The organism is Nocardia niigatensis NBRC 100131, from assembly GCF_000308655.1.
Classification (GTDB): Bacteria; Actinomycetota; Actinomycetes; order Mycobacteriales; family Mycobacteriaceae; genus Nocardia; species Nocardia niigatensis.
This window is the reverse complement of sequence record NZ_BAGC01000009.1, coordinates 1-24,396: the sequence shown is the minus strand read 5'-3', so window position 1 is coordinate 24,396 and position 24,396 is coordinate 1. Positions and strand designations below refer to the sequence as shown.

Here is a 24,396-nt window from a genome sequence, read left to right as displayed (position 1 = left end):
CGGCGAACTCACACGTTCGAGCCTTTGACGATCATCCGAAGATGCCCGCCCGGCGCTCCGGATCGGCGAGCACGTCGCGGATCAGCAGACCCAGGTCCGCGTCCGCGGGCACGGTGCGATAGCGCACCTCGCACTGCTGATTCCCGGCCACGCCGACCAGCAGGCGGTTGTAGCCGTGCTGCGTGCGCTCCCAGCGGACCTCCGCCCCGAGGCGGTCCACTTCGAAGGCCTGGTCGCCGATGCGCAGCACCAGGCCGGACTGGCGGTCGCGGTAGAAGATCACCCGCAGGCCCTCCAGGTTGTCGTACACGCCGGCCAGCGCGCCCACGCCCACCGGGATCGACTGCAAATCACCGGTGTTCGGGTCCAGGGTCGCGAATTCGCCGTAGCCGGAATGGGATCGCAGGTAGATGCCGTTGCCGCCGCCGGAGGCCGGGGCCGAGGCACGCGGGAAGCGGCTCGAGCTGCGTCCGCGGCCGTTGGCCGCCCCACCCGGCTGTCCGCCGGGTGTGCCGCCGCCCATCGGCGCGCCGCCCGGGAACCCGCCCGGCATGCCGTTCGCACCGGATCCATTGGCGGAGCGGCTGTTCCAGCCGTTGCCCGGATCCTGGCTCGGTGGCGCGAAGCCGCTCGGCAGATGGGGAGGTTGCAGCGGCGTCCCGTTCGGCGCGGACGGATGGCCGACCGGTCCGCCACCCGGCGAGCCGGGCGCGTGCGGGCCATTCCCATTGGGGCCCGACGGCGCCTGCGGCGAGCCACCCTGATTCTGCTGCCAATCACCCGGGTCCTGCTGTGCGCCCTGATAATTCGAGGTTCCGGGGGCCTCCGGCCAACCATTCCGGCTCCACGGCGTCCCCGGAATCTGATGCCAGCCCGGATTATTCGCGCCCGGGATCTGCGGCCAGCCGCCCGGCGGGGCCACCGGCGGCGTCGGGATGTGCGGCGGCTGCGCAGGGGGCGTGAGCCACTGCGGCATGCCCGGATCCGTGGGCGAATGCGGGCCGCGCGACGGTACCGCGCCGCCCGACTGTGAAGGTCCACCCGGATAACCCGGCCCACCTGGGTAGCCGGGTCCACCCGGGTTGTTCGGCCCGCCCGGATTGTTCGGCCCACCAGGGTTGTTCGGGCCGCCGGGGCTGTTCGGATCGTTGTCGTCCGGCGGCAGCGTCCACGGGTACGGCTGCTGCGACGGCTGCGGCGTGTAGTTCGGGAACGTCGGATTGAACGGTCGCGGCGGATGCGGCACATGCGACCGCCAGACGGGGTTGCGGCGCTCGGGTGAGCCGCCGCCCGGCTCCTCCTCGTCATGACCCGAATCATCGTGCGGCGGGCCATCACCCGAATCCGGGCCGGTGCCCGCTCCGTCGTCACCGTCCGCAATTCCGTCATCGTGTCCGGCCTGCGTCCCTGCCTCGGTCTCCGGCTTGACGACGTTTACCCGACGCCCGTTCTCCGCGCCGCCATCGCCCTCATGCTCCTCGGCATCCTCAGGGCGTGGCTCGGTTCCGTGCGCCTGGTTCTCGTTCGGCACCGCGGCGCCGCCACCCTGCTCGGGTTCGACCGGCCCTGCTGGCCGTCCCGAATCCGCCTCGGACTCTGGCGTGACCTGCTCGTCCAACAGGAGCGGGTTCGTGTGCGCGCCAAGCTCATCGGGCCCGGCCGCCTCCTCGACCACCGGTTCGCTCGGATCCACAGCAGAGTCACCGATGTCGTGCGTGACCGCGGGTCCGCGACCCGACAGCGGGGATTGGCGGGATTCCTCGTGGGCAGGCCGGGGCTCGGGCGGTTCCCCGACCGCCGACCTGTCGGGCATGCCGGACTCGTGCAGGATGACCGGTTGTGGCGGAGTCGCCTGAGGCCCGGTCGGATTGGGTCGCTCGCCTTCCTGCACGGGCGTTGCGGCTCGTTCATTGACGGGGGCCGCCGCTGCGGCCGGCGGGGCCTCGTGCGGGACGGGCGGCGGAGTCGCCGGAGCTGCCTCTGGGAGGTAGCGGGTGGCGCGGACCTCGGTGAGGGTGCCCTGTATGAGGACCTGGGAGAACTCGTCGGGGAGATCGTAGATCGGCTTGAAGCGCCAGGTGGCGCCCTCCGGCGGGGCACCGGTGCGCCATTCCACGATGAGGCCGTCGCCCTCGGCGAAATGGCCTGCGATGCGCGGGTTCCGGGTCCAGGAGGTGGCGTCGCTCTCGGCGCCGAGGTGGGAGGTGTGGCCGTCGTAGTCGAGGTCCAGGGTGCCGCGCGCGCTCACGATGCCGCGCAGTGCGTTCAGATAGGCCGGGTTGGTGCTGCCGTCGGGGAGCAGGCGTGGGATACCCCGGTACAGCGCGTCGTCGCCCGGCGGGAGACTGCCCTCGTACAGCACCGCGCCATGCTGAGCGGCGGCCGCCGCGGCGACCATGGCGGGATCCACACCGGCGTCTTGCTCACCACTCTGCTCGTTCCCGGCGGCCTCCGGCCCGGCTTCGCCTTCGGCCCGGGAGGAGGGGGCATGCGGGGTCGCAGCGGCAGGTTCGCCCGCCGGATGGCTGGGCGGAGTCGCGGCCACAGAGCCCGGGTCACCCGACAAACGACCAGGCGGAGTCGCGGCCACAGAGCCCGGGTCACCCGACGAACGACCAGGCGGGGCGGCGGCCACAGAGGCGGGGTCGTTCGGGGGACGGTTGGGCGGGGTCGCGGAGGGGTCGGCGGTGCCCGGATCACCTGGGGGACGGACGGTTTGGACGGTGATGGTGCCGTCGTCGGCCACGTGGATGCGGCGGTATTCGATCGGGACGCCCTTGGAGGCGAGGTCGTCTCGGATCTCGGACCCGATGACGTGGCCGGGGTCGTCGAGGTGGGTGACGACCACGACCTTGGGCGGGTTGCCGATCATGCCGACACCCGGGCCCACCGGGCGCGTGGTGGTGTTCGCCAGGATGTCCTCGGCGGCCTGGTGGTTCGCCTGTTCGCGCAGGCGGAACGCCGCTTCGGAGTGGGCGCGGTAGGCGTCGAGATGGCCCGCCGCGGCGCGGCGAATGTTCGGCAGCTCGGCTATGCGCGCCTCGGCCGCGGCGACCTTCTGCCAGTACGGGCCGTGCCCCGCGCCGGTGACGCCCTCGCCCTGCCACCAACTCTGGTAGCCCTCGATCTCGGCCCTGTCGGCCTCGCGGATATCGCGCGACAGCTGGTCCGCCGACATGTCGGCCAGCCGGCTCTCCACCTCGCGCAGACGGGCGTTCCGCTGCTCGGGCGTCAAGGTCTCGTCGTTCCGCAGGGCCTGCGCGTGCATGTCGCGCGCCAGGTCTCGCAGCGCCCGGTGGGCCGCCGCGGCCGCGTCGGTCTCCGTCAGCGCCTTACCCATGAGCTCGGTGATCTCGGCCTCGACCCGCACATCGACCGGCACGTGCTGCTCCGGCGGACCGACCGGCTCCCACCCACCGACCGGCTCCGAACCATGCTGTGCCACCGCCGGATCCACGCCAGCGGGATCGGTCGCGACGCCGCCCGCGGGCTGCTGCGGATCGGACGCGGGCTGCTGCGGTTCGGACAGGTTCCGCTCTTCACCATGACCGGACTCCGGCTCGCGCAGGACCGCGCCCGACTCGCGCGGCATGGCATACGCCTCGCGCGAATCCGGCCTCGCCGCGGCGGCACCGTGATCACCGGAACCGGGTTGACGCGGATCAGGGGTGGCCGGGGTCGCGCCCGGGTCACCGGAATCCGATTCCGGCGGCATGCGATAGGCCTCGCGCGAATCGGAAGTCGCGGCCATGGCGCTCTTTTCGCCTGTGTCCGACTCGCGCGGCATGGCATACGCCTCGCGCGGGTCCCGCGGCGGAGTCGGAATCGCGGCGCCGAGGTCGGATTCGGGGTGCCTGCGATAGGCCTCGCGGGGGTCCGGGATGGGGTCGGGCCGGGTGTGAGCGTTGATGAAGTCGGCGAAAGCTGCTGCACGGTGGAGGGATTCGGTGGCGTGACGCAGCGCGGTGACGGCACCGTGGGGGTCGCCGTTGGGATGGCGAGAAGCAGTGGCCTCGAGGGCGTCCAAGGCGGCAGGGGTCAGGTCGTCACGGGTGACGACGAGACCGGTTTCGTCGGCCAGGCGGATGATGGCGTTGTCGAGGGCGGTGCGGGCGTTGTCGAGGGCGCGCGCCGCGGCGGCGCGCGGGGTGTCGGCGGCGATGACGGCGTCCACACCGAGGTGGTCGCGCTGCGTTTCCCAGCGGGAGACCCGATCCTGGGCGTCGCGGTAGCGCTCGGAGTCGCCCGCCGCCGCGGCGTCCGCCATATCCTGCTGGGCGGCAAGGAGTTCACGCTCTGCCCGCTGGTGCGGGGTCTCGGCCACGTGTGCCGCCGCGGCCGCGTCGCGCTCGGCCAGGCCGAGGAATTCGCGCGCGGACTCGTAGCGGTGCACGGCGTCGCGGATCGGGGTGAGCTCCGGAGTCCAGACGTCGCCGGCGTCACCGGGCAGCCTCGACATCCAGTCGATCTGCTGGATGACCTGATCCAGATCGCCGGAATGCCAGACCACCGGCGAGGCGTCCACCACGGCCGCCAGATCGGCTCGGGCGCTGTCGACTTCGCGCCGCCACGTCTCGACGGGGGTGTCCGCCGGGCGCGCGGTGTCCTCGACCGACGAGCGCAGCGCGGACTCCAGGTCCCGCACCCGCTGGTCGGCCTGGTTGAACTCACGGGCGGCTCGCTCGAGATCGCTGATCCGGGTCTCGTAATCGGCCAGGTGACCGCCCTCGTCGGCGGTGCGGGTCCGGAGGTATTCGACAGTGCCGTGCAGATGCTCCGGCGTCAGATCGCCGTCGGCCAGGGGCCGGTTCTGCTGCAACCACATCCGGTCCTTGGCCTGCTCGCGGTGTGCGTTCGCGAGGGCCAGGTCCCGCCGCGCCGCGGCCAGGTCGGCCGCCAATTCCCGTGGGGTGCGCGGGACTTCCGGCGGACGCCAGGGCTCGGTGAGCTTGTTGTGCTCGTCGGCCAGCCGCTGCAGGGCGTCGATATCGGCCTCGCGGGCACGGATCTCCTCGCGCAGGCCTTCGATCAGCCCGGCCAGCTCGGCGGGCTTGGGCCGCTCATGCTTCTCGATCTTGCCGTCGCGGTAGACCTCGTACACCTCGGCGGAGCGGGCGTGCCGGACCTGCCTGACCACCTGGTCGAGCTCGGCCTGCGACAGCGGCTGATGCAGCGGGTCCGGCGTGCCGCCGCGCAGCACCTTCTCCAGTTGCTCGGGCGAGAGCCGATCGTGGAGCTCGGGCAGCCGGTCCCGATACAGCTGGACCATGCGGTCGACGTCGTGGACGTCCACGCCCAGCAGCCGCGACCAGACCCCCGCAGCCTGCGACGGATTGTCGGAAACCGGTGGCTCACCGAAGGAATCGCTCATCAGGCGCTTCAGGATCGCCGGCGCGTCGTGATCGTAGATCGGGACCACGCCGTCCGCCGCGCGCGGATCGGTCCGCGCGTCGAAGCGCATGCCCGACCGGAAGGGATCGAGTTCGGCGATGGTGTGCGCGTACTCGGCCAGCGCGGCCAGCAGCTCCGGGCGCTCGCCCGAACGCTTCAGCACATCGTTGATGGCATGCAGCAACGCCTTCGGCTTGGAGCTCTTGGGATCCGGCCCGTAGCCGACGATCTTGCCGTCGCCATCCTTGATGTGCCTGGACGAGTACAGCTCCGCGGGATCCACCCCGAGCCGGCGCGCCAACCGGTCGCGCGCCTCCAACACCGCCTTGGCGTCGTTGTTGTCGCGCAGCACCTTCGCGTAATCGAGCAGATCCTCGATGCGCTGCATGCGGCGGACCTTGGCCACGTCCGGATCGCCCATCGCCGCGGCGAGCCGCTCCGGGGTGAGGTGCTCGGGATCCACGCCCAGGGTGTGCGCGAGGTTGTTGAGCCGGCGATCCAGGTCGTGGAAGTTGTCGATGGCATCGCTGCTGCGGATGAAGTCCGCCATGCCCTCGATCTGCGCGGCCCGCAGGGCATTGTCGTGGCGCAGCGCCCGGATGGTCTCCGCGAGCTGTCCGGGCTCGGGACCGAGGTCCATGAGGTAGACCGACAGCCGCGCCGCGACCTCATTGCGTTCGGCCCGAACCACATCGGGGTCACGCGGGACGGCGTGCGCCGGGTCGGCGCCGGGCAGTTCGGTGGTGTGCGGCGTGGTCGCGGGCTCGTGCGGTCCGTGCTCGCCGGGTTGCACCACCTGCCACGGCTCGTTGCCCTCGCGCACCATCAGCACCGGGGTGCGCTCGCCGTTCACGTCCAGCTCGTGGAAGCGGGCCTGGGGCGGCTGGGCCTCGCGGACCACGACATGGCCGTCGGCGTCCGCGCCGACGACGCGGTAATCCAGTTGCAGCTCACCGCGATTGAGCAGTTCGCCCAGATCGGGATGGGCAGCAAGGGCGTCGGCGAGCCGGGCGTCGTGGTCGTCGTCGCCGCGGATCACGACCAGGCGGTTGGGGTCGCCGGGGCGCTCACCCGGGCGCACGCCCACGCCGTCTTCCAGCATGGTTCCGCCGTGGGCGTCCAGCCAGGCGTGTGCGGTGCGGTCGCTGAGCTGCCGGGTCAGATCGTGGGCCTCATTGTCGAGGCCGATGAAATGCTCCGTCGCCTGGGCGAATTCGAGCAGCGCGGCGGCATCGTCGCGGACCCGCATGCGCAGATCGGCGATGGTGTGCGCCAGCTGGTTGGGATCCTTCTCGGTCGGGATCAGTTCGTCGAGGCCGACCCCGAGCAGCTGCGCCCAGTTCGAGCGCTCCTCGCGGATCTGGTCGCGCCGCAGGGCGTCCTCGAAGAGCCGGCCCTCCTCGCTCTGGAGGAAATCCGGTTCCGGATCGTCGAAGTGGCGCGCCCATTCGCCGCCATTGTTGACGCCGGGGTGATCCAGCGCCGTGACACGGGGCTTGCGCGGCTGGAGGAATCGGGCCGCGTTGTCCTCCGAGGCCCCGTACCGTTCCCGTCGGCGCGCCGCGCGCTCCTCCTGGCGCTGCAGCTCCTTGACCTCACGGACCTCGCGCACATAGCGACCCAGCGGATCCTTGTCATTGATGCTGACTTCCCGGAACGGAACCGCCTCGGCCTCGACATTGAACCGCTCGGAGGCGTCGCGCAGGGCCTCGATGGCGCCGGCGCGGCGCATGAGTTCGTAGGTGGCGTTGTCGACCGCGCGGCGCAGCGCGGCCGGGTCGGCGTCGGTCAGCTCGATGCCGTGGTCGGCGGCCAGGCGCACCAGCTCGGTGAGGGCGGCATCGCGGGCGTCGAGGGCGTCGACCACCGGCTGCGGCACATCGTCGGCCAGGCGGCGCTCCGGCGGCGCCTGCAGTTCGGAGTCGGGATCCTTGGGCGGCGCGGGGGTTTCGACGTAGTCGTCGGGATGGCTCAGGCGGAAGAGCGCGACGCTCTCTTCGTGGGCTCGACGCTCCTCCGCGCTGCGCTGGTTGTCGGTCTCGGTGCGCCAGGGCTGGTATTCGCCGCCGTCGCGGGTGCGCATGGGACGGATATCGGCCGAGACATCGGCGATCTTGCGCGTCAGGTGCTCGAGCAGCGGCATCTGCTCGCGCACCTTCAGGATGGTCACGACCTCCTTGACGATGCGGGCGGGGTTCACCTTGACGTCGTGCCAGTCCTCGTGGAACACATCGCCCGCGAGGTGGACCAGCTCGGACTGACCCTGGCCGTCGAGACCGGAGCCGGACGGGTATTTCGGTGTGTGCGGATCGAATCCGCCTTTCAAGCGGTTCCAGAGACGGCGCATCAGGCCCGGTTTGGCGGACTCCGTCGCGGCGACGGCGTGTTTGGGCGCGTCGGGCAGGCCGGGGCGGTCGACGACCTCGACGTGCCGGTTGCCGGCGGCGTCCTCGGTGACCTTGACGTGCACGCGGTGGCCGTCGGACTCGAGTACCAGGTGCTGCCCGGCGGCCGGGTCCTGGGCGTGGTGGGTCGCGGCCATCAGGTCCGCGACATCCGAAGCGCGGCGCAGGGTTTCGTCACGCAGCTCGACCAGGGTGCGGGCGGCATGCTCGGGCTGCACCCGGGCCGGGTCGATGCCGAGCAGGCGGGCCCACTCGTCGCGGGCCTCGGCGAGGCGCTGGTGGTCGCGCGGATGGGAATTCGCGTGGAGGTCGATCACGTTCCGCAGGGCCTCGACCGCACCGGCGCGCAACAGGTTCCGGTACTGCAGCTCGCCGACGACCTCGGACAGGTGCGCGGGGTCCAGGTCCTCGGGGCGCAGGCCCAGCTCGGCGGCCAGCTCCTGGCGCAGTTCATCGAGGGTGAGCGCGCGCGGTTCATCGCGCGCCGTCCGGTGATTCGCGTCCGACCACGGTTCCAGCGGGAGGCTGCGCGGGGTCTCGCCGGGTATCGGCTCCGAGCGACGGGGCGCGATCCGTTCCCGGTTGTCGAGACGGCCGTAGTCCTCGGCGCGCGTCGCACGCGGCGGCACACCGCGGTCGGGATCGCCGAAATTGCCACGGGCGCGGGCATTCTCGGCGATATCCCGGAAGGCCGCCAGCGGATCGCGATTTCCCAGCGCCCGGCCCAGCCCGAGCGCGTCCCGCAGTTGACGCCCGTACTCACGCTCCTCGGGCGAATGCGGGCGCAAGCCCGGCATGGCCGCACTACGGCCCAGATACTCCGACACGGCACGCAGCGCCGGGGACGCCTCCACCGGATCGCGCGGCACGACCACCGGGTCCGTCTCCTGGTGCGGGACAGCGACTTCCGCCGTCGGCGCTTCATGCGGCGCAACCGCACCACCCTGCTGCAACTCGACCGTCGCCGCATTGGGGTCGTGCACCGCGGACCCCGGGCGCGGCACCTCGACCGTCGCCGCATTCGGGTCGTGCACCGTCGAGACCGGGCGCGGCTGTTCGACCGTCGCGGCGTTCGGGTCGTGCACCGCCGACTCGTTGCGCGGCGTCTGAACCGTCGCCACCTCCGGATCCGAAGCCGCGGACTCGGACTTCGGGAGTTCGGCAGTCGCGGCGTTCGGGTCGTGCACCGCGGACTCAGAACGCGGCACCTCGACCGTCGCCGCCTCCGGATCCGAAGCCGCGGACTCGGACTTCGGGAGTTCGGCCGTCACCGCGTTCGGGTCGTGCACCGTTGAGTCCGGGCGCGGCTGTTCGACCGTCGCGGCGTTCGGGTCGTGCACCGCCGACTCGTTGCGCGGCGTCTGAACCGTCGCCATCTCCGGATCCGAAGCCGCGGACTCGGACTTCGGGAGTTCGGCAGTCGCGGCGTTGGGGTCGTGGACCGTGGACTCCGGGCGTGGCGGTTCGACGGTTGCCGCGTTGGGGTCGTGGACTATGGGGGTGGGGCGCGGGAGTTCGGCGGTTGCGGGGTTGGGTTCGGGGCGGCCGCCGGCTATCTCCCAGAGGAAATCGGCGCGGTGGGTGGCCATGCGGGCGCGCCAGTCGGCATGATCGGCCTCGAAGTCGGCGCGGAAGCGGTCGAAGCTGCCGGGTTCGAAGAACTCAGCGGCTTCGCGCAGGAACTCGGCGCGCTTCTGCTCCATCCGCATTTCCCAGTCGGCCTGGATGGCGCGTTGCCGCTCCAGCCAGGAGCCGCTGGATTCGGCCGGACCCGTTGGGACCGACCAGGCGTCGTCGGGGCGCGGCGACCAATCGGGAGCGGTGTCGTGGCTCGTGGAATCACCAGCGTTGTGGTCGGTTTCGCCGCTGCGGCTCGAATCATGTTCCGCCGGAGTGTGTGCGGCGGGGTCCTCGGCATGATGCGGCAGGGTGACGTGTTCCGCCACCGGGACGCGGCGCTGCGCCGGACCCTCCGGAGCCGGACGCTCCGGGGTCGAGCCGTGTTCGGCCGCACCCGGATCTGTTGGCGGACGGAGGGTTTGGACGGTAATCGAGCCGTCATCGGCCACCTGGACGCGGCGATATTCGACCGGGACGTCCCGGTCGGCGAGCGCGGCGCGCAGGTCGGGGTTCAGGACGTGACTCGGGTCGGCGCGATCGGTGACCACCAGGACGGAGGGCGGATCGCCCTTCAGGCCGATGCCGGAGTCGAGCGGGTGCTCGGCCTCGGTCCGCAGCACATCCTCGATGGCCAGGGCGTGCGCTTCCCGGCTCAGGCGCGCCGCCTCGAGATTCTGATCGAAGTATGTGGCGAATTCGCCGCCCGCCCGCTCGGCACCGCCGGCCTCGTCGACGGCACGCTCCAGCGCGCGCCCGGACAGCGCCTCGGGCTCGGTGATGCCCAGCTCTCGTGCCAGGTCGTCGAGCCGGGCGCGACTGGCCGCGGCCTTCTCGCGGGCCTGCCGCGCCCGCTCAGCGAGCTCCTCGACGCGGGCCTCGACCCGCGCGTCGGGCGGGACATGCGGTTCCGGCGAACCGACCAGCTCCCACTGTTCGTGGGCGTTCGAAGCTTGCTGCTGAGCCGGTTCCGGCTCGCGCGGCATGGCGAAGTCCAGTCGCGGATCCCGCGGCGTCGTACCCGAGCCATGCTGCTGAGCCGCATTCGACTCGTGCGCAACCGGAACGGCCGCTGCCGCCGGCTCGGCCCCCGGCTCCGGATCGTGCGACATGGCGTAGGCCCGGCGGGGGTCGTCGGGCGGAGTGTGGTCCTTGATGAAGTCGGCGAAGGCGTCCGCGCGATGGAAGGCATCGGTGGCCATGCGCAGCGCGGTGACGGCTCCGTGGGGATCGCCGTTCGGGTGGCGCGGGATCTCGGCGTCGAGCGCGGCGAAGGTGACGGGGGCGTTGTCGCGGGTCAGGTCGGCGACGGTGATGTCGCGCCCGGTTTCCTCGGCGAGGCGGGTGATGGCGGCATCGAGGCCGGTCCGGGCATTGTCGAGGGCGCGGGCGGCGGCGGTGCGCGGAGTGTCGGCGGCAATGGCCGGGTCCACGGCAAGGTGATCGAGCTGGGCTTCCCAGCGGGAGACACGATCCCGGGCGTCGAGGTGGTGTTCGGCGGCATCGGCCAGTGCCAGGCGAGCGCGGTCCTCGGGTGTGAGTTCCCCGGGCGGGGTGTCGCCCAGCTCATGGCGGGTCGCTTCGATCCAGGAGCGGGTGAGCTCCCGCTCGCTGAGCGGCTGTCCGAACAGGGCCGTGTCTCGCGCCGCCTCGGTGCGGGCCAAATCCGCTCGCGCGTCCTGAAGTTCGCGTTCGGCGCGCTGGTGCGGCGTTTCGGCCGCCCGCTCTGCCTCGAGCGCGTTGTGTTCGGCTTCTACGAGGTGTTCCCGCGCCGCCTGATAGCGGTGCACGGCATCGCGTACCGGCTCGAGTTCGTGCGGCCAGGCGGTGCCCGACTCCCGCGAGGCCTTCGCCATCGATTCGACCTGGCGGATGACCTGATCCAGATCCCCGGAATGCCAAGGCCCGGGCGTGGTGTCGACGGTGCCCGCGAGATCGGCGCGCGCGTTCTCGACTTCGCGCTGCCATGCCTCGACCGGGCCCGCCGCCGGACCAGCGCCGTCCTCGACCGCCGAGCGCAGCGCGGACTCCAGCTCCGTCACCCGCTGCTCGGCCTGGTTGAACTCCCGCGCGGACCGCTCCAGATCCGCGATGCGCGTCTCGTAATCGACCAGATGGCCGCCCTCTTCGGCGGTGCGGGTCCGCAAGTACTCGACGGTGCCGCGCAGGTGCTCCGGCGTCAGATCGCCGTCCGCGAGCGGGCGGGTGTCCTGCAACCACATCCGTCCCTTGGCATGCTCACGATCATCGGCGGCGGCCAGCAGCCGCTGCTTCGCCTCGGCCAGATCTGCCGCCAATTCCCTTGGCGTGCCAGATGTTTCGGGAGGCGCGCTGCTGGTGAGGTCGTCGTGTTCCTTCGCGAGCCGGTAGAGCTCCTTGATATCGGCGTCACGGGTGGCGATCTCGTCGCGCATCTTCTCGATCAGCGCGTCCAGCTGCTTCGGTTCGGGCCGCTCGTGCTTGTCGATCTTGCCGTCGCGGTAGACCTCGTATACCTGGCTGTAGCGGGCATGCTCGACCTGGTGGACCAGCCCGTTCAGTTCCTTCGCCGACAGCGGCTCGTGCTCGGGATCCACGCCCATGAAGTACTCGGCGTACAGCACACGCGGATCCGCCTTGTCGGCCCTGCCGCGCAATATCTTGTCCAGCTGTTCCGGCGAGATCCGGTCGTGCAGCTGGGGCAGCTCGTCGCGATAAAGCTTCACCTGGGCGTCGATGTCGTGGACATCCACCCCGAGCAGATGCGACCACGCCTCCGACGCATGGGAGAGCACGTCGGAAATCGGTGGCTCGCCGAGGGATTCGTGCATCAGCCGCTCCAGCAGCGCGGGCGCGTCCGGGTCGTGGATCGGGACCACGCCGTCGGCGGCGCGTGGATCGGCGCTCGGGTCGAAGCGCATCCCGGACCGGTAGGGATCGAGTCCGGCGAGCGTGTGGGCGTATTCGGCGAGCGCGCCGAGCAGCTCCGGCTGCCGGCCGGACCGCTCCAGCACATCGTTGATGGCGTCGACGACCGCCTTCGTGCTGGTGCTCTTGGGATCCGGCTCATAGCCGACGACCTCGCCCTTGTCGCGGCCCTCCTTCGGGATGACGTGCTTGTTCGCGTACAGCTCCGAGGGATCGATGCCGAGCCGGCGCGCCAGCCGGTCGCGCGCGGCCAGGACGGCCTCGGCGCCGCCGTTGTGCTTGCCGTTGTCGCGCAACGCTTTCGCGTAGTCGAGCAGATCCTCGATCCGCTGCGCGCGCGCCGCCTTCCTGACATTGGGGTCCGTCATCGCCTCGGCCACGCGCTCCGGCGTCAGATGCTCCGGATCCACCCCGACAGAGTTCGCGAGATAACTGAGGCGTTTGTCGAGGTCGTGAAATGTGTCGATGGCGTCGCTGCTGCGGATGAAGTCCGCCATGCCCTCGACCTGCGCCGCCCGCAGCATATTGGCCTGGTGGAGCGCATTGATCGTCTCCTCGAGGTTGCGGCCCAGGTCCATCTGGTAGGTCGAGAGCCGGGCGGCCACCTCGTTGCGTTCCGCGCGAACGACATCCGGATCGCGGGGCGCGGACTGCCGGGGTGCGGATTCGACCTCCTCGGGCGCGTGCCGCACACCAGCGAGGTCGTGGGACCCGTGCTCGTCGCTCCGGGGATGCACCACCCGCCACGGCTCGCTTCCCTCGCGGGCCATCAGCACCGGGGTGCGTTCGCCGTTCACCTCGATCTCGTGGAAGCGAACCTGCGGGGCCTCCGCCTCACGGACCGAGACGTAGCCGTCGTCCAGGTGGATGACGCGGTATTCCAGCCGCAGCTCACCGCTATTGAGCAGGGCTGCCAGATCGGGGTGGGCAACCAGCGCGTCGGCGAGACGGACGTCGTGATCGATGTCACCGCGAATCACGACCAGGCGGTTGGGGTCGCCGGGGCGCTCACCCGGGCGCACGCCGACGCCGTCTTCCAGCATCGTGCCGCCGTGCGCTTCCAGCCAGGCGTGCGCGGACCGATCGACGACCTGGTTGCTCAGCCACTTGTTCTCGGCGTCCAGATGCTGGAAATGCTCTACCGCCGCGGCGAATTCGAGCAGGTTGGCGCGATCGTCGCGGACCTGCATGCGCAGATCGGCGATGGTGTGCGCCAGCTGGTTCGGATCCCGCTCGGTCGGCTCCAACTGGTCCAGGCCGACATCGAGCAGCTGGGCCCAGTTCGAGCGTTCCTCACGAATCTGGTCGCGCCGCAGGGCGTCCTCGAAGAGCTTGCCCTCCTCGCGCAGCGGCAGGTCCGGGTCCGGATCGTCGAAGTGGCGCGCCCATTCGCCGCCATTGTTGACGCCATCGGCGTCCAGCGCCGTGACGCGGGGTTTGCGCGGCTGGTAGGCCCGGATCGGGGTGTCGTCCGGAACCCCGTCCCGCTCCCGGCGGCGCGCCGCCCGCTCCTCCTGGTACTGCTGTTCCTTGACCTCGCGGACCTCACGGACGAAGCGGCCCAGCGGATCCTTGTCATTGATGCTGACTTCCCGGGACGGAACCAGCGCTTCCAGTTCATTGAATCGCTGGGATACCTCGCGCAGGGCCTCGATCGCGCCCGCGCGGCGCATCAGCTCATAGGTGGCCTCGCGGACGGCGCGGTGCAGGGTGGCCCGGTCCACTTCGGTCAGGTCGATGTTGTGGCGGGCGGCCAGCCGGACCAGGTCCACCAGCGCCGCGTCCCGGGCGGCGGACGCGTCGGCCAGCGGCTGCGGGACATCGGCGGCCATTCGGCGGTCCGGCGGCGGCGCCTCGCTCTCCGGAACATGTTGCGGCGCAGGGGTTTCGACAGCGTGATCCGGGTGGTTCAGGTGGTAGAGATCGACGCTCTCCTGATGGCTGCGGCGCTCCTCCGGGGTCCACCGGTGATCGACCTCGGTGCGCCAGGGCTGGTATTCGCCACCGTCGCGGGTCCGCATCGGATGGATATGGGCGGAGAGATCCTCGACCCGGCTCGTGGTGCGCCGGAGCAGCGGAATCTGCTCGCGCACCTTCAGCAGGGTCGCGGCCTCCTTGACGATGCGGGCCGGATTCGCCGAATCGATCTCGTGGTAATCCATGTGGATCACGTCGCCGACGAGATGGACCAGCTCGGACTGGCCCTTGCTGTCGTAGCCGGAGCCCGACATGTATTTCGGTGTGTGCGGCTGGAATCCCTTCATCATGCGACGCCAGGCGCGTCGCATCAGGCCCCGCCGCTCTTCGGGATCGGCGGGGGATTCCTTGGCCTCGACCGGCCGATCGGGGCGCTTGGCCGGCTCGAAACGGCGGTTGCCGTGCCTGTCCTCGGTGACCTCCACGTGTATCCGGTGGCCGTCGGACTCCAACACCAGATGCTTCGCAGCCGCCGGATCCTGGGCATGGTGGGTCGCGGCGAACAGATCCGCGACATCCGCTGCGCGGCGCAAGGTGTCGGCGCGCAGTTCGGCGAGGGTGCGCTGCGCGTGCTCGGGTGCCACCCGATCCGAGTCGATGCCCAGCAGGCGGGCCCACTCATCGCGATTCGCGGCGAAACGCTCGCGCTCGCGCCAGGCGGTGGCGCGGTCGAAACGGTCGACCGCGTCGCTGAGCGCCTCGATCGCACCGGCGCGCAACAGGTTCCGGTATTGCAGATCACCGACGGTCTCGGAGATGTGCTCGGGAGTCACGTCCTCGGCACGCAGACCCAGCCGGACGGCCAGCTCGTGCCGCAGCTCGTCGAGAGTGAGGGCACGCGGCTCACCGTGAACCGGGCGGTTGACCTCCGACCACGGTTCCAGCGGGAGCGCTCGCGACGGCTCGCCGGGCACATGTTCGGAGCGCGGCTGCGGATCGAACCGCTCGGGGCCCTCGAGATGGCCGAAGTCCTCGGCGCGCATGGGACGCGGCGGCACATTGCCCTCGGGATCGCCGAAACGACCACGGGCACGCGCGTTCTCGGCGACATCCCGCAGGGACGCCAGCGGGTCGCGGTTCTTGCCGATCGCCCGGTCCACGCCCAGTGCCTCGCTCAGGCGGCGGCCGTACTCGCTCTCGCCCGGCGTGTGTTCGCGGACGCCCGGCGGCGGCGCGCCGCGGAACAGATGCTCCGCCGCCGCGCGCAGGGCAGGAGACGCCAGGACCGGATCGACCGGAATCGGACGCGCGGGCGGTTCCGGCGCGGCCATTTCCGCCGTCGGGGCCTCGTGCACCTGGACCTCGGCACCCTGCGGCTGCGCCTCGGTGCTGTGCGGCTGCGCCGGCAGATCCGGCTGGGTCGGAGTATAGCCGGGGCGGGACGGGTCCGAACCGGCCTGGCCCGCAAGCGGATCCGGGCCCCGCTGCCCCGCCTCCGCGGGCTGGCGGGCGCCCTCGGCATCCAATCCGGACCACGCCGCCCGGGGATCCGGCCCCGCAGGTTGCTTGCCCTCGGAGCCCTTCCCGGTATCGGGGGATTCGTGATCGCCCGCGCCCGCGTGGGGAGCGGTCGGCGGGTTGCCGCCCGAGCCGCGGCCCGCCCCGGCGCCGGAGGGATCCAGTCCGGCCCAGCTCGCCCGCGGGTCCGGTCCGGTGGGCTGCCTGCTCTCCGTGCCCTTCCCCACACCGGCGGCCGGAGTGGGCTCGGGCGTTTGGGCATTCGTGTCGCGTGCGGCGGCGGAGGGAGACTCCTCCGTGCGGCCGCCCGCGATCTCCCAGAGGAAATCGGCGCGCTGCGCGGCCATCCGGGCCTCCCAGGCAGCGCCCTCGATCTGGGAGTCGGCGATCCGGCGCTCTTCGCTGCCGGACGGGTACAGATCGGCGATCTCGCGCAGGAACGCGGCGCGCCGCTCGGCCATATTCGCCGTCCAGTCGGCCTGGATGGCGCGTTGCTTCTCCAGCCAGGAGTCACTGTGGCCGACATCCGTTGGGGTGGAGGGTGTTTCGCCAGGGATGTCGCCGCCCCGGGGATCGGGGTCGGCTCGGTGCTCGCTGGGTTCGTCGCCGGGGAGCCCGCGGCGCTGGGCAGGTTCGGCGGTGCGGTCGTCCCCGCCGCCGGGTTCCGCGGCGCGATCGGCGCGCGCCTGGTGGGCGTCGATGAGGGCCTGGCTGAGCACCTTCGACTGTTCGGTGGCCCGCGCGCCGTTGAGGACGTCGTCGGTGAACGCCTCGGCCATCGCCTCGGCGGGATCCCACTGGCCGTGCTTGTCGAAGGCGTAACCGCGCTGGTCGTTGAACCAGTCCTCGAAACCGTCGAGGCTGCCGCGGGTTTCGACGTAGTGCCGCATCATCGCGTCGAAGGCCAGGTGGTGGGCGTCGAGGCCGCCGGAGAAGTCCAGGGCGTGCGCGAATTCGTGCACGATCGTCGAATACACCGGGCGCTCGGCCGATCCCGGGGCGAGGTAGCCGGCGTCCTCGGCGCGTGCCACCCGGCGAGCGAGATCTTCGGGCTTGTGCGCGAAGCGCTCGTTGAGGGTGATGCGCTCGACGCTGATCCGGCCGTTCTCGAGACGGCCGGGGGTGGTCTCGGCATAAACGTGCGACTCCTCGAGCGGGCCGACGTGAATGCCGGGCCGCCGCGTCGGGTCGGGGAAGTTCGTGAACATCTCTTCGACGGCGCGCGCGTACTCGCGCAGCGCCTCCACGTCGAGGTGCTTGTCGAAGCCGGTGACCTGGACTTTCCAGTCCGCCGCGAGCTTTTTCGCGATTTCGCCGTGGTCCAGGCCCGACCATGTGTCGTTGGGCCGCGGCGACCAGTCGAGATTTGGCTCATGGGTATCGGCAGCGGGATCGTGCGGCGCGGCCGCGTCGGGTTCTGCCGGACCGCGCCGCTGTGCCGGGCTCTCCGGTCCCGGATGCTCGCCTGGGCGCGTCATTTCTCGCGGACCGGCCGCCGGGGCCTCGGGACCACGGCCGTCGTGGGCTGCGGGCCCCCGGCCGCTGAGGGCTTCGGGCCCCCGGCCGGTGAACCGGTCGGTCATGCGCCGCCACAGCGAGCGCGCCCGCTCCGGCTCGGTGGCGTGCAGCGGGGCCGAGCCGTCCTGCAGCATGTCGCGAATCCGGTTGGCCAGCTTGACCGGATCCCGATCGCGCATGCCCTGGAAGCGGGTCGCCAGCGCATCCGACATGTCACGCTTGCCGGTCGCGGCGGGCACCCGCCAGCCGCCTTCGCCGTCCCGTTCCAGCCACAGGCGCAGGGTGGTCGAGCCGACCTCGAACTCATGCAGGGTGAACCGGTCGGGCGAGCGGTACCGGTGGGCGTCGGGACCGGACTGCGGTCCCAGCTCGACCTGGCGGTTCATCAGATCGCGGGCGACCGCCGCCGGGTGCGGGTGATCGAGCGCCCTGGTGCGCTCGGCCATCCGGTGCCCGGCCGCCATGAAGCCGTCCGAGAGCCGCACCGGCGGTTCGCCGCCGCGCAGGCGGGAACGACGGGGCCGAGTGGTCGGTTCGAACGCGTCGTCGCCCAGGCCGCGCATCCATTCGTCGAAACCGACGCTGACCCGGCCGTCCTCCCGGTAGCGCAGGTAGTGCGCGAGCATCTCGCCCATCGCCTCGTCCGGCGTCGGCCGGCGCATCGGGCCCTCGGCCACATCGGGATGGATCTTCTCCACCCAGGCGCCGTGCTCGCCGTCCGGGCGGATCTCGCGATACTCGATGCGCACCATGGGGTTCGTCAGCGCTTCCGCGTACCGCGGATGAGCCTCGGCCAGCTCCCGCAGGGCCCGCATATGCCCGCCCTCGCCCGCGTAGACGACCAGGCGGCTGCCGGTGATGGTGGTGTCCGGCAAACGGACCACATTGTCGGTGAGGCGTTCGAAGCCGTTGCGCACGTTGCTCATCTGGATTTCGGAGACCTCGCGCGCCAGCGCACGGTCCCGTTCCTCGGACAGGCGCGGGCCGTCGGCGGCGGGCTCGTGCACGGTGTCGGCCGGGAACAGCAGGTCGCGCAGGTTCGGGTTGCCCCAATGGGTGTCGCCGGACTCGCCGAAGGTACGCGCCACGTCAAAGGCGATCTCGGCGTCGTGCAGGCCGGTGCGCTCCAGATAGCGGCGCAGCGCGGTCAGTCCGGCCTCGCGCACGCTGGACTCGGAGGCGTGCGGCCGCTCGGCAGCGGCCGCCTGGGCGTCACGGTAGGCGCGCTCGGCCGGGCCGACCGGGATCGGCGACCCGGCGTCACGCAGCCCGCGCAGCTGCTCGATCTCCTCGGCGTACTCGCGGGCCCGCCGATCGCGCGCCTGCGGGGTATCGCGGGCCGGGCGCGACGGCCGCACCGGTTCGCCGGACTCCCGAATACCGTGCGCCCGATCCCAATTCGCGGCATGGACGGCCGCCGGATCGCGGCCCTCCACGCGCGGGCCGTCCGCCGCGAGCCGCGTCTCGACCTCTCGGACACCGGCCCGGTAGGCGGCGGCCTCGAGCATCCGGTCGGTCGCGGCGTTCCCGCCGCGGTAGGCATCGCGCGCGGTCTGCAGCGCCTCGTCGTGGGCGCGTCGGTAGGCACGCTCCAGCGGATCGGCCGGGCGCGGGCGGGCGCCGTCGGCGGGACCGGGGGCGGTGCGATTGTGCTCGTAGGCCAGGGCCAGCGCCTCGGCCTGACGGGCCAGCATGGTGCGCACGTACTCGTCGCGAGTGAGCGCGAAACGCTCGAGCGGACCCTCCACCCGCGCGCGGGCCTCCACCTCCGAGGCGGCGCGCACCAGTTCCGCCGCGTGCTCGGCGGGAGAGGAATCCCGGTGCAGCACCACGGTATTGGTGGCCGGATCGTATCCGGCCAGCGGGCCGCGGTCCGCGCGGCCCTTCGGCCCGGCCGTCACGGCGGCGGCCGGATCGTCGGTGACCCGGAGGTCGACGCCGTGCCGGCTCAACGTCTCGAGCGCCCACCGCGAAACGTCACTGCCCGACGCGTGGTTCAACGCGAATTCCCGCATGTCCCAGTACGCGTCGTCGCGACGCGGGTCGGGCTCCTCGGCGCGGGCCGGAGTGGGCTCCTGGCCGCCGGCCGGGTCGTGCGCGGGATCGGCGGCGTCGCGAATCACGGTGTCGCGCGCCGCGGGCGATTCGGCGTAGTGGTCCGCCAGCGGATCGGCACGGTGTTCGCCGCCACCACCGGTGAAACGGTCGTCGGCCAGCAGCGCCTCGACGCCCGCCGTGTGCGCGATCTCGCGCGCCCGCTCCGCCGACAGGTCCGGATCGGCGGCCCGCGCGCGGTCGACCGCGGCGTCGGCCGCGCTCTGGTAGGTGTCGCGGACACCCTCGGTGTAGGTGCTGTCCGCGGTATCGTGCAGCGGGCCGCGGCCGGGGTCGTAGCCCGCGTCCCGCAGCTCATGTACGAATGCGGTTTCCCTGCCGAAGGATTCGGCGGCGCCACGAACCGGATCGGACCCGCTGGACTGCGCGCCGGGAGCCTCCAGGTGCGCGGCGGCCGCCACGATGGCCGCGGCCTGATCCAGTTCACCGCGCTCATGCGTATCGATGATCAGTTCACGACGGGCCGGATCGTAGGAGTGGCCGGGCGATTCGCCCCCGCCGTCGACCAGGCGGACCGTCACCCCGGCCTCGTGCAGGGCCGCGAGGGTGGCGCGACCGGATTCGGTGTGCGCCAGCACTTCCCCGACCGCCACCAGCCGCGGGTCGGCGCCCTGCGACAGCTTTCGCGGGTCGTCCTCGCCCGCGTAGACCAGCTCGCGCACGGCCTGCTGCTCCGGCGTCACCGCGTCCTGGGACGGCAGATCCTCATCGCGACGTACCGAATCCCGGGGCTGCGGCGGGGCTTCCGGTGTCTCGACAGGTGTGGATCGCCCGGAGTGCCCGGCGGGTTCCTCGGACTCCGGAGGCGCGAGCTGCGCCCCGCCATCGCCGGTTTCGGGACCAGCGGGCCGGCGCCCGCCCGCGCCGGGGGCCGGGTCGTCATCGCCCGGCTCGTGGCCGGGGGCCGTCGGACCGTCGGCCTCACCGTCACCCGGTTTCGGGGTGGTGGCAACGGATTCGGGAGTGGCGGTGGTGGTCTCGTGCGGGATCTCGGGCGGAATCACGCCATCGGGCAGGTTCGATCGGTAGTCCTTGGCGTTGAACAGAATTCGACCGGCGTTGCTCGGGATGTCGTGCAGCAGTGAGCTGCAGTTCGCGCATGCGGGCGCCGCATCTCCCACGTGCAGGATTTCGCCATTGTGGGTCCGCTCGGCGATCCAGCGCGGGTCGAAGCGCAGCTGCTTCAGCACCTCGCGACTCAGCGGTGGCGGGGTGGAATCGGCACCGTGCCGGTCACGCCACTCCTGCTCGTGGGTGCGCTGACGCTCCCACAGCAATTCGTTGACGGCCTTCACCTCGGCGTGGCGGAGCGGCTTGTCCTCGTGTGCCTGCCCCTGCAGGATCCAGTCGCCCTTGGCCGGCTTGCCGTCGGGGCCCAGCAGCACCTTGCCGTCGGGACCCCGGAGGCCCTTGCCATCCGGACCCATCAGCGGCGCCTGCACATGCGTGTTCTCGGAGCTCATGACCGGGTGCTGCCAGTCGCCGAGCGCGCGGTAGTTCTCGCGCAGCAGCGGATGCAGGTGACGCTCGTCGATCAGATCGGTCCCGCGGCCGTTCACCCCCTCGGTGATCAGACCCGTCTTCAGGTCGATCGCGAGGGCACTGCAGGGGCCTTCCTTCTTGCCGCCATAGTTCTCCGCGTGCTCCAGAGCGCGAGCGCGGGAGCGTTCCGCCAGGTACTCGTGCACGGGCTTGTCGTCGACCGTGTGAATGAGGCCGTCCCGCAGGACCACTCGGCTCCCGTACGGATCGATCTCCTCGACGATCGCGCCGCGGGTCTTGTCCTGCTCGAAGCCTTCCTCGCGAATGTCCGGCGCCGCGCCGGGATCCAGGACTTCCTCCGGGAAGACCTTCGGGCGCTCCGCGGGCTCGGTGGCCGACGGCGGCTTGTACGGCTCGTCCTGCCCGTGGTGGGTGTGATCGGCGCCGTCGCCCGCACCGCCTCCGGCGTGGTCGTCCTCCGGTTGCTTGGCCGCGGCACCGTCCTCATGCGAGGTGAGCGGGTGCTCCTCGTGGTCGGGACGGGCGTGCTCCTCGATCCGATCCAGGCGCTGGCGCATGGCCTCGTGCCAGTCGGGGTGACCCATCCGCTCGAATTCGGGCTTCAGGGCATCCAGCCGCTCACGCACCTGGGCGATCTCGGAGCGAGTGAGATCGTGGTCGTGCCAGACGGTTCCGCCGTCCGCACCTCGTTCGGTGAAGTGCGTGGCGAACTGGCTCGGACCGCTCCCGGGGCGGCCGCCGCCGAAGGCCAGACTGTGGTCGATACCGCTGATGCCGCCGTCCGGGCGGACCATCCAGTTGGCGGCATTGCGGTCCGGCATGTCGATCAGCGCGTCGAACAGGCCCATCCGCCGGCCCTGGGGGGTATCGCGGTACAGCGCGGCCGGATTCAGCTCGCGCGGATGGTGGTCGTTCGCGGTCTCCCCCGGCACCACCTCCATGTAGACGACGCGCTCGCTCTCCCAGTGCACGCGCGGGACATCCGCGCCCGCCGCGTGGCCCACCAGCGCCGCGAGATGCTCGGCGTCGGCGTGGGACGGGACGGTGACCGTCTTGCGGATGAGCTGGGTGCCGTCCTCGAAGGTGACCAGCTCGACCCGCTCGGCGCGGCGCATGGCGCCCTCGCTGAGCAGTTCGGACGAGACCTCGCCGGACGCGACGGCGTCGCGGACCTTGTCCGAGAAGACGCGCTGGTCCGGAACCGGTTCCTTCCCGATCGCGGGGATGTGCTCGGGCTCGGCGTCCTTGACCTCGCCTCGCTTCTCGGGATCGTCTGCGGCCTGCGGTGTTTCGGGATGCTGGTGGGGTGCGAACTTCGGGTCGAGGCCGTGGCGGGTGCGGATGCTGAGCGGGTCCACCGCCCTGCCGTCCGGCTTGAACAGGACGGCGTGGGTGCCCTTCGTCTCGACGGGGACGATGGGCGGGTGGCCGTGCTCGCGGCCCGCGACCGGGTCCTTGACCACGATCTCGCCGCCCTCGTTGACCAGCAGGTAGGCGTGCGCGCCGACACCGTGCTCGTCGACGGGACCCGCGTAGTGGTCGACGACCAGGGCCGCGGCGCCGGGGCCGAGTTCCCGCAGGCGATCGGCGATGGCGTCGTGATCGCCGAAGGTGCGCAGCCGGCCGCCCGCCGCGGCCACCAGCTGCTTGGCGGACATGCCCTCCGGGCCGATCTCGTGCTCGGGCACGACGATCGAGTCATTGCCGGTCAGCTGCTTCAACAGCTCCAGCGACATCGCGCCGCAGTTGCCGCGCCGCGGGTCGGCCGGTGCGGGCTCGTCCGAATCACGCTGCGCGGCAGTGGCATCGGATGGCTCGTCGAGGTGGCCGGGGTGCGCCGCCGCGCCATCGCCGCGTTCGGGCACGCCCGCGCGGCCCTCGGCGGGCCGTTCGGCGGATTCGCCGCGCTCCGAACTGCGCTCGCCGCCGGTGGTTTCGTGGACGCGCTCCCCGGCCGGTGTGTGCCGGGTACCTTGCTCTGCGCCGCGCGGGGCCGGATGATCGCCGAACGGGATCGGGGCGACGAGAAGACCGTCGCTCGGTGCGCCGACGTCGTGACGATCCTCGTTCTGCGCGGAATCATGGTCGCGCTCAGCCGGTTTCACCGAACCGTCGCCCGCAGGGCGCTCGCTCGCCGGATGAGTCGCGCCGAGCTCGTTGCCGGGATGCCCGGGTGTCTGCCCCTCGGAAGGATCACGGGGAGATCCGGTCGATTCCGGCCGATCGGCAACATGAGCGGGTGCGTCATCACGGGCGCGCGCGTCCGGTTCGGACGGATGATCGTCGCCACGCGAACGGGAGTCGTCACTCGCGAGAGCGGGATCGTCTGTGCGCGAGCCGTCCTCACGTTCGGCGGGCGGCGCGTCCTCCGCCTCGGGACGCGTGGTGGGCTCACCCCCGTCGGCGACCGGTTCCGGCTCGTCCATGCCCGGGTGGGGCTCGACCTCGGACTCGGGGTGGGGGCGGGCCTCGCCGTCGGCGGCACGCGGTTCGTCCGCTCGGGCATGCTCGGCCTCGGGCTGCCTCGCATCCGGCTGTTGCGCAGGGCGGTCGGACGGCTCTCGCGGGGTCTCATCCCGCTCAGACCGCGATGGCGATCGCTCGTGATCCGTGGTGGCCGGGTGCTCCGGGTCGTCGTGAGCAGCTGCCGGATCGGGCGTCTCGTCGCCTTCGCGCGGGGCGGACGGGTCGTGGGCTGCGGAGCCATCCTCGGGGCCCGGCTCGACGATCTCCTCCGCGTCGGCACGGGGTGCGCTTTCCGGCGAATCCGACTGTTCCGCAAGATGATCCGGGGGCACGACCTCGTCCCGGGCGACGGGCTCGCGGGCTGCACCGGCGCGGGGCTCGGAATCGGCCGAGGGCGGTTCGGGTTCGTGTCCGACGGCAGGCCGTTCGGATTCCTCAGCGAGAGCGGAATCCCGTTGGCTCGCAGGCAGATCGAGGTCGGTCGTCACGGGGCGATCCGCACCGGCCGGAATCGCGTCACGGGGTTCGGTCCGGTCCGAGGCCTGCTGGCCGGCGGGGATCGTGTCGGCGTCGGTGACGATGGGCTCGGGGTGCTCGGAGGCCAGACTCCGGCCGGGCTCGGCGCCTTCGGGGCGGGCCGTCGAGCGAGCGTCGGTACCTGCCTGCGGGCGGGCGTCCGTACCGGCTTGGGGGCGAGCGGTTTCCGGGCGGCCGGTGCCGGTGGCGTCGCCGGCCCGGGCCGGAACCGGGCGGGGGTCGGGTGCGGTGTTACGCGGGGCCTCGAGGCGCGCTTCCGGGGTGGAGGTGCCGTGTTGCGGGCTCGCCGCGTGAGTGGCCGGCGCGGGAGCCGGGGACGCGGCGGCCAGAGTCGGGCGGTCGGCCGCGACGGAGGGGGTCGCGACCGGGGCGGCTCCGCTCGAGGAGGCGGCGATCGGGGTGTCGGCCGGGCCGGAGGCGGAGGACGCGTCGTGCGGGGCCGCGCCGGGGGCGCTCTGGGGGGACAGGCCGTGGGCCGGCACGCTCGCGTCGGGCTGAGCGG

At 71.9% G+C, this 24,396-nt stretch carries 1 protein-coding gene; it reads right to left on the bottom strand.

What is annotated here, in order from left to right; genetic code table 11:
• Positions 1-31: 31 nt before the first annotated feature.
• Positions 32-24,376, bottom strand: coding sequence for a toxin glutamine deamidase domain-containing protein (locus tag ON33_RS04250; protein WP_218001368.1), 24,345 nt, complete (start codon positions 24,374-24,376; stop codon positions 32-34).
• Positions 24,377-24,396: the final 20 nt, after the last annotated feature.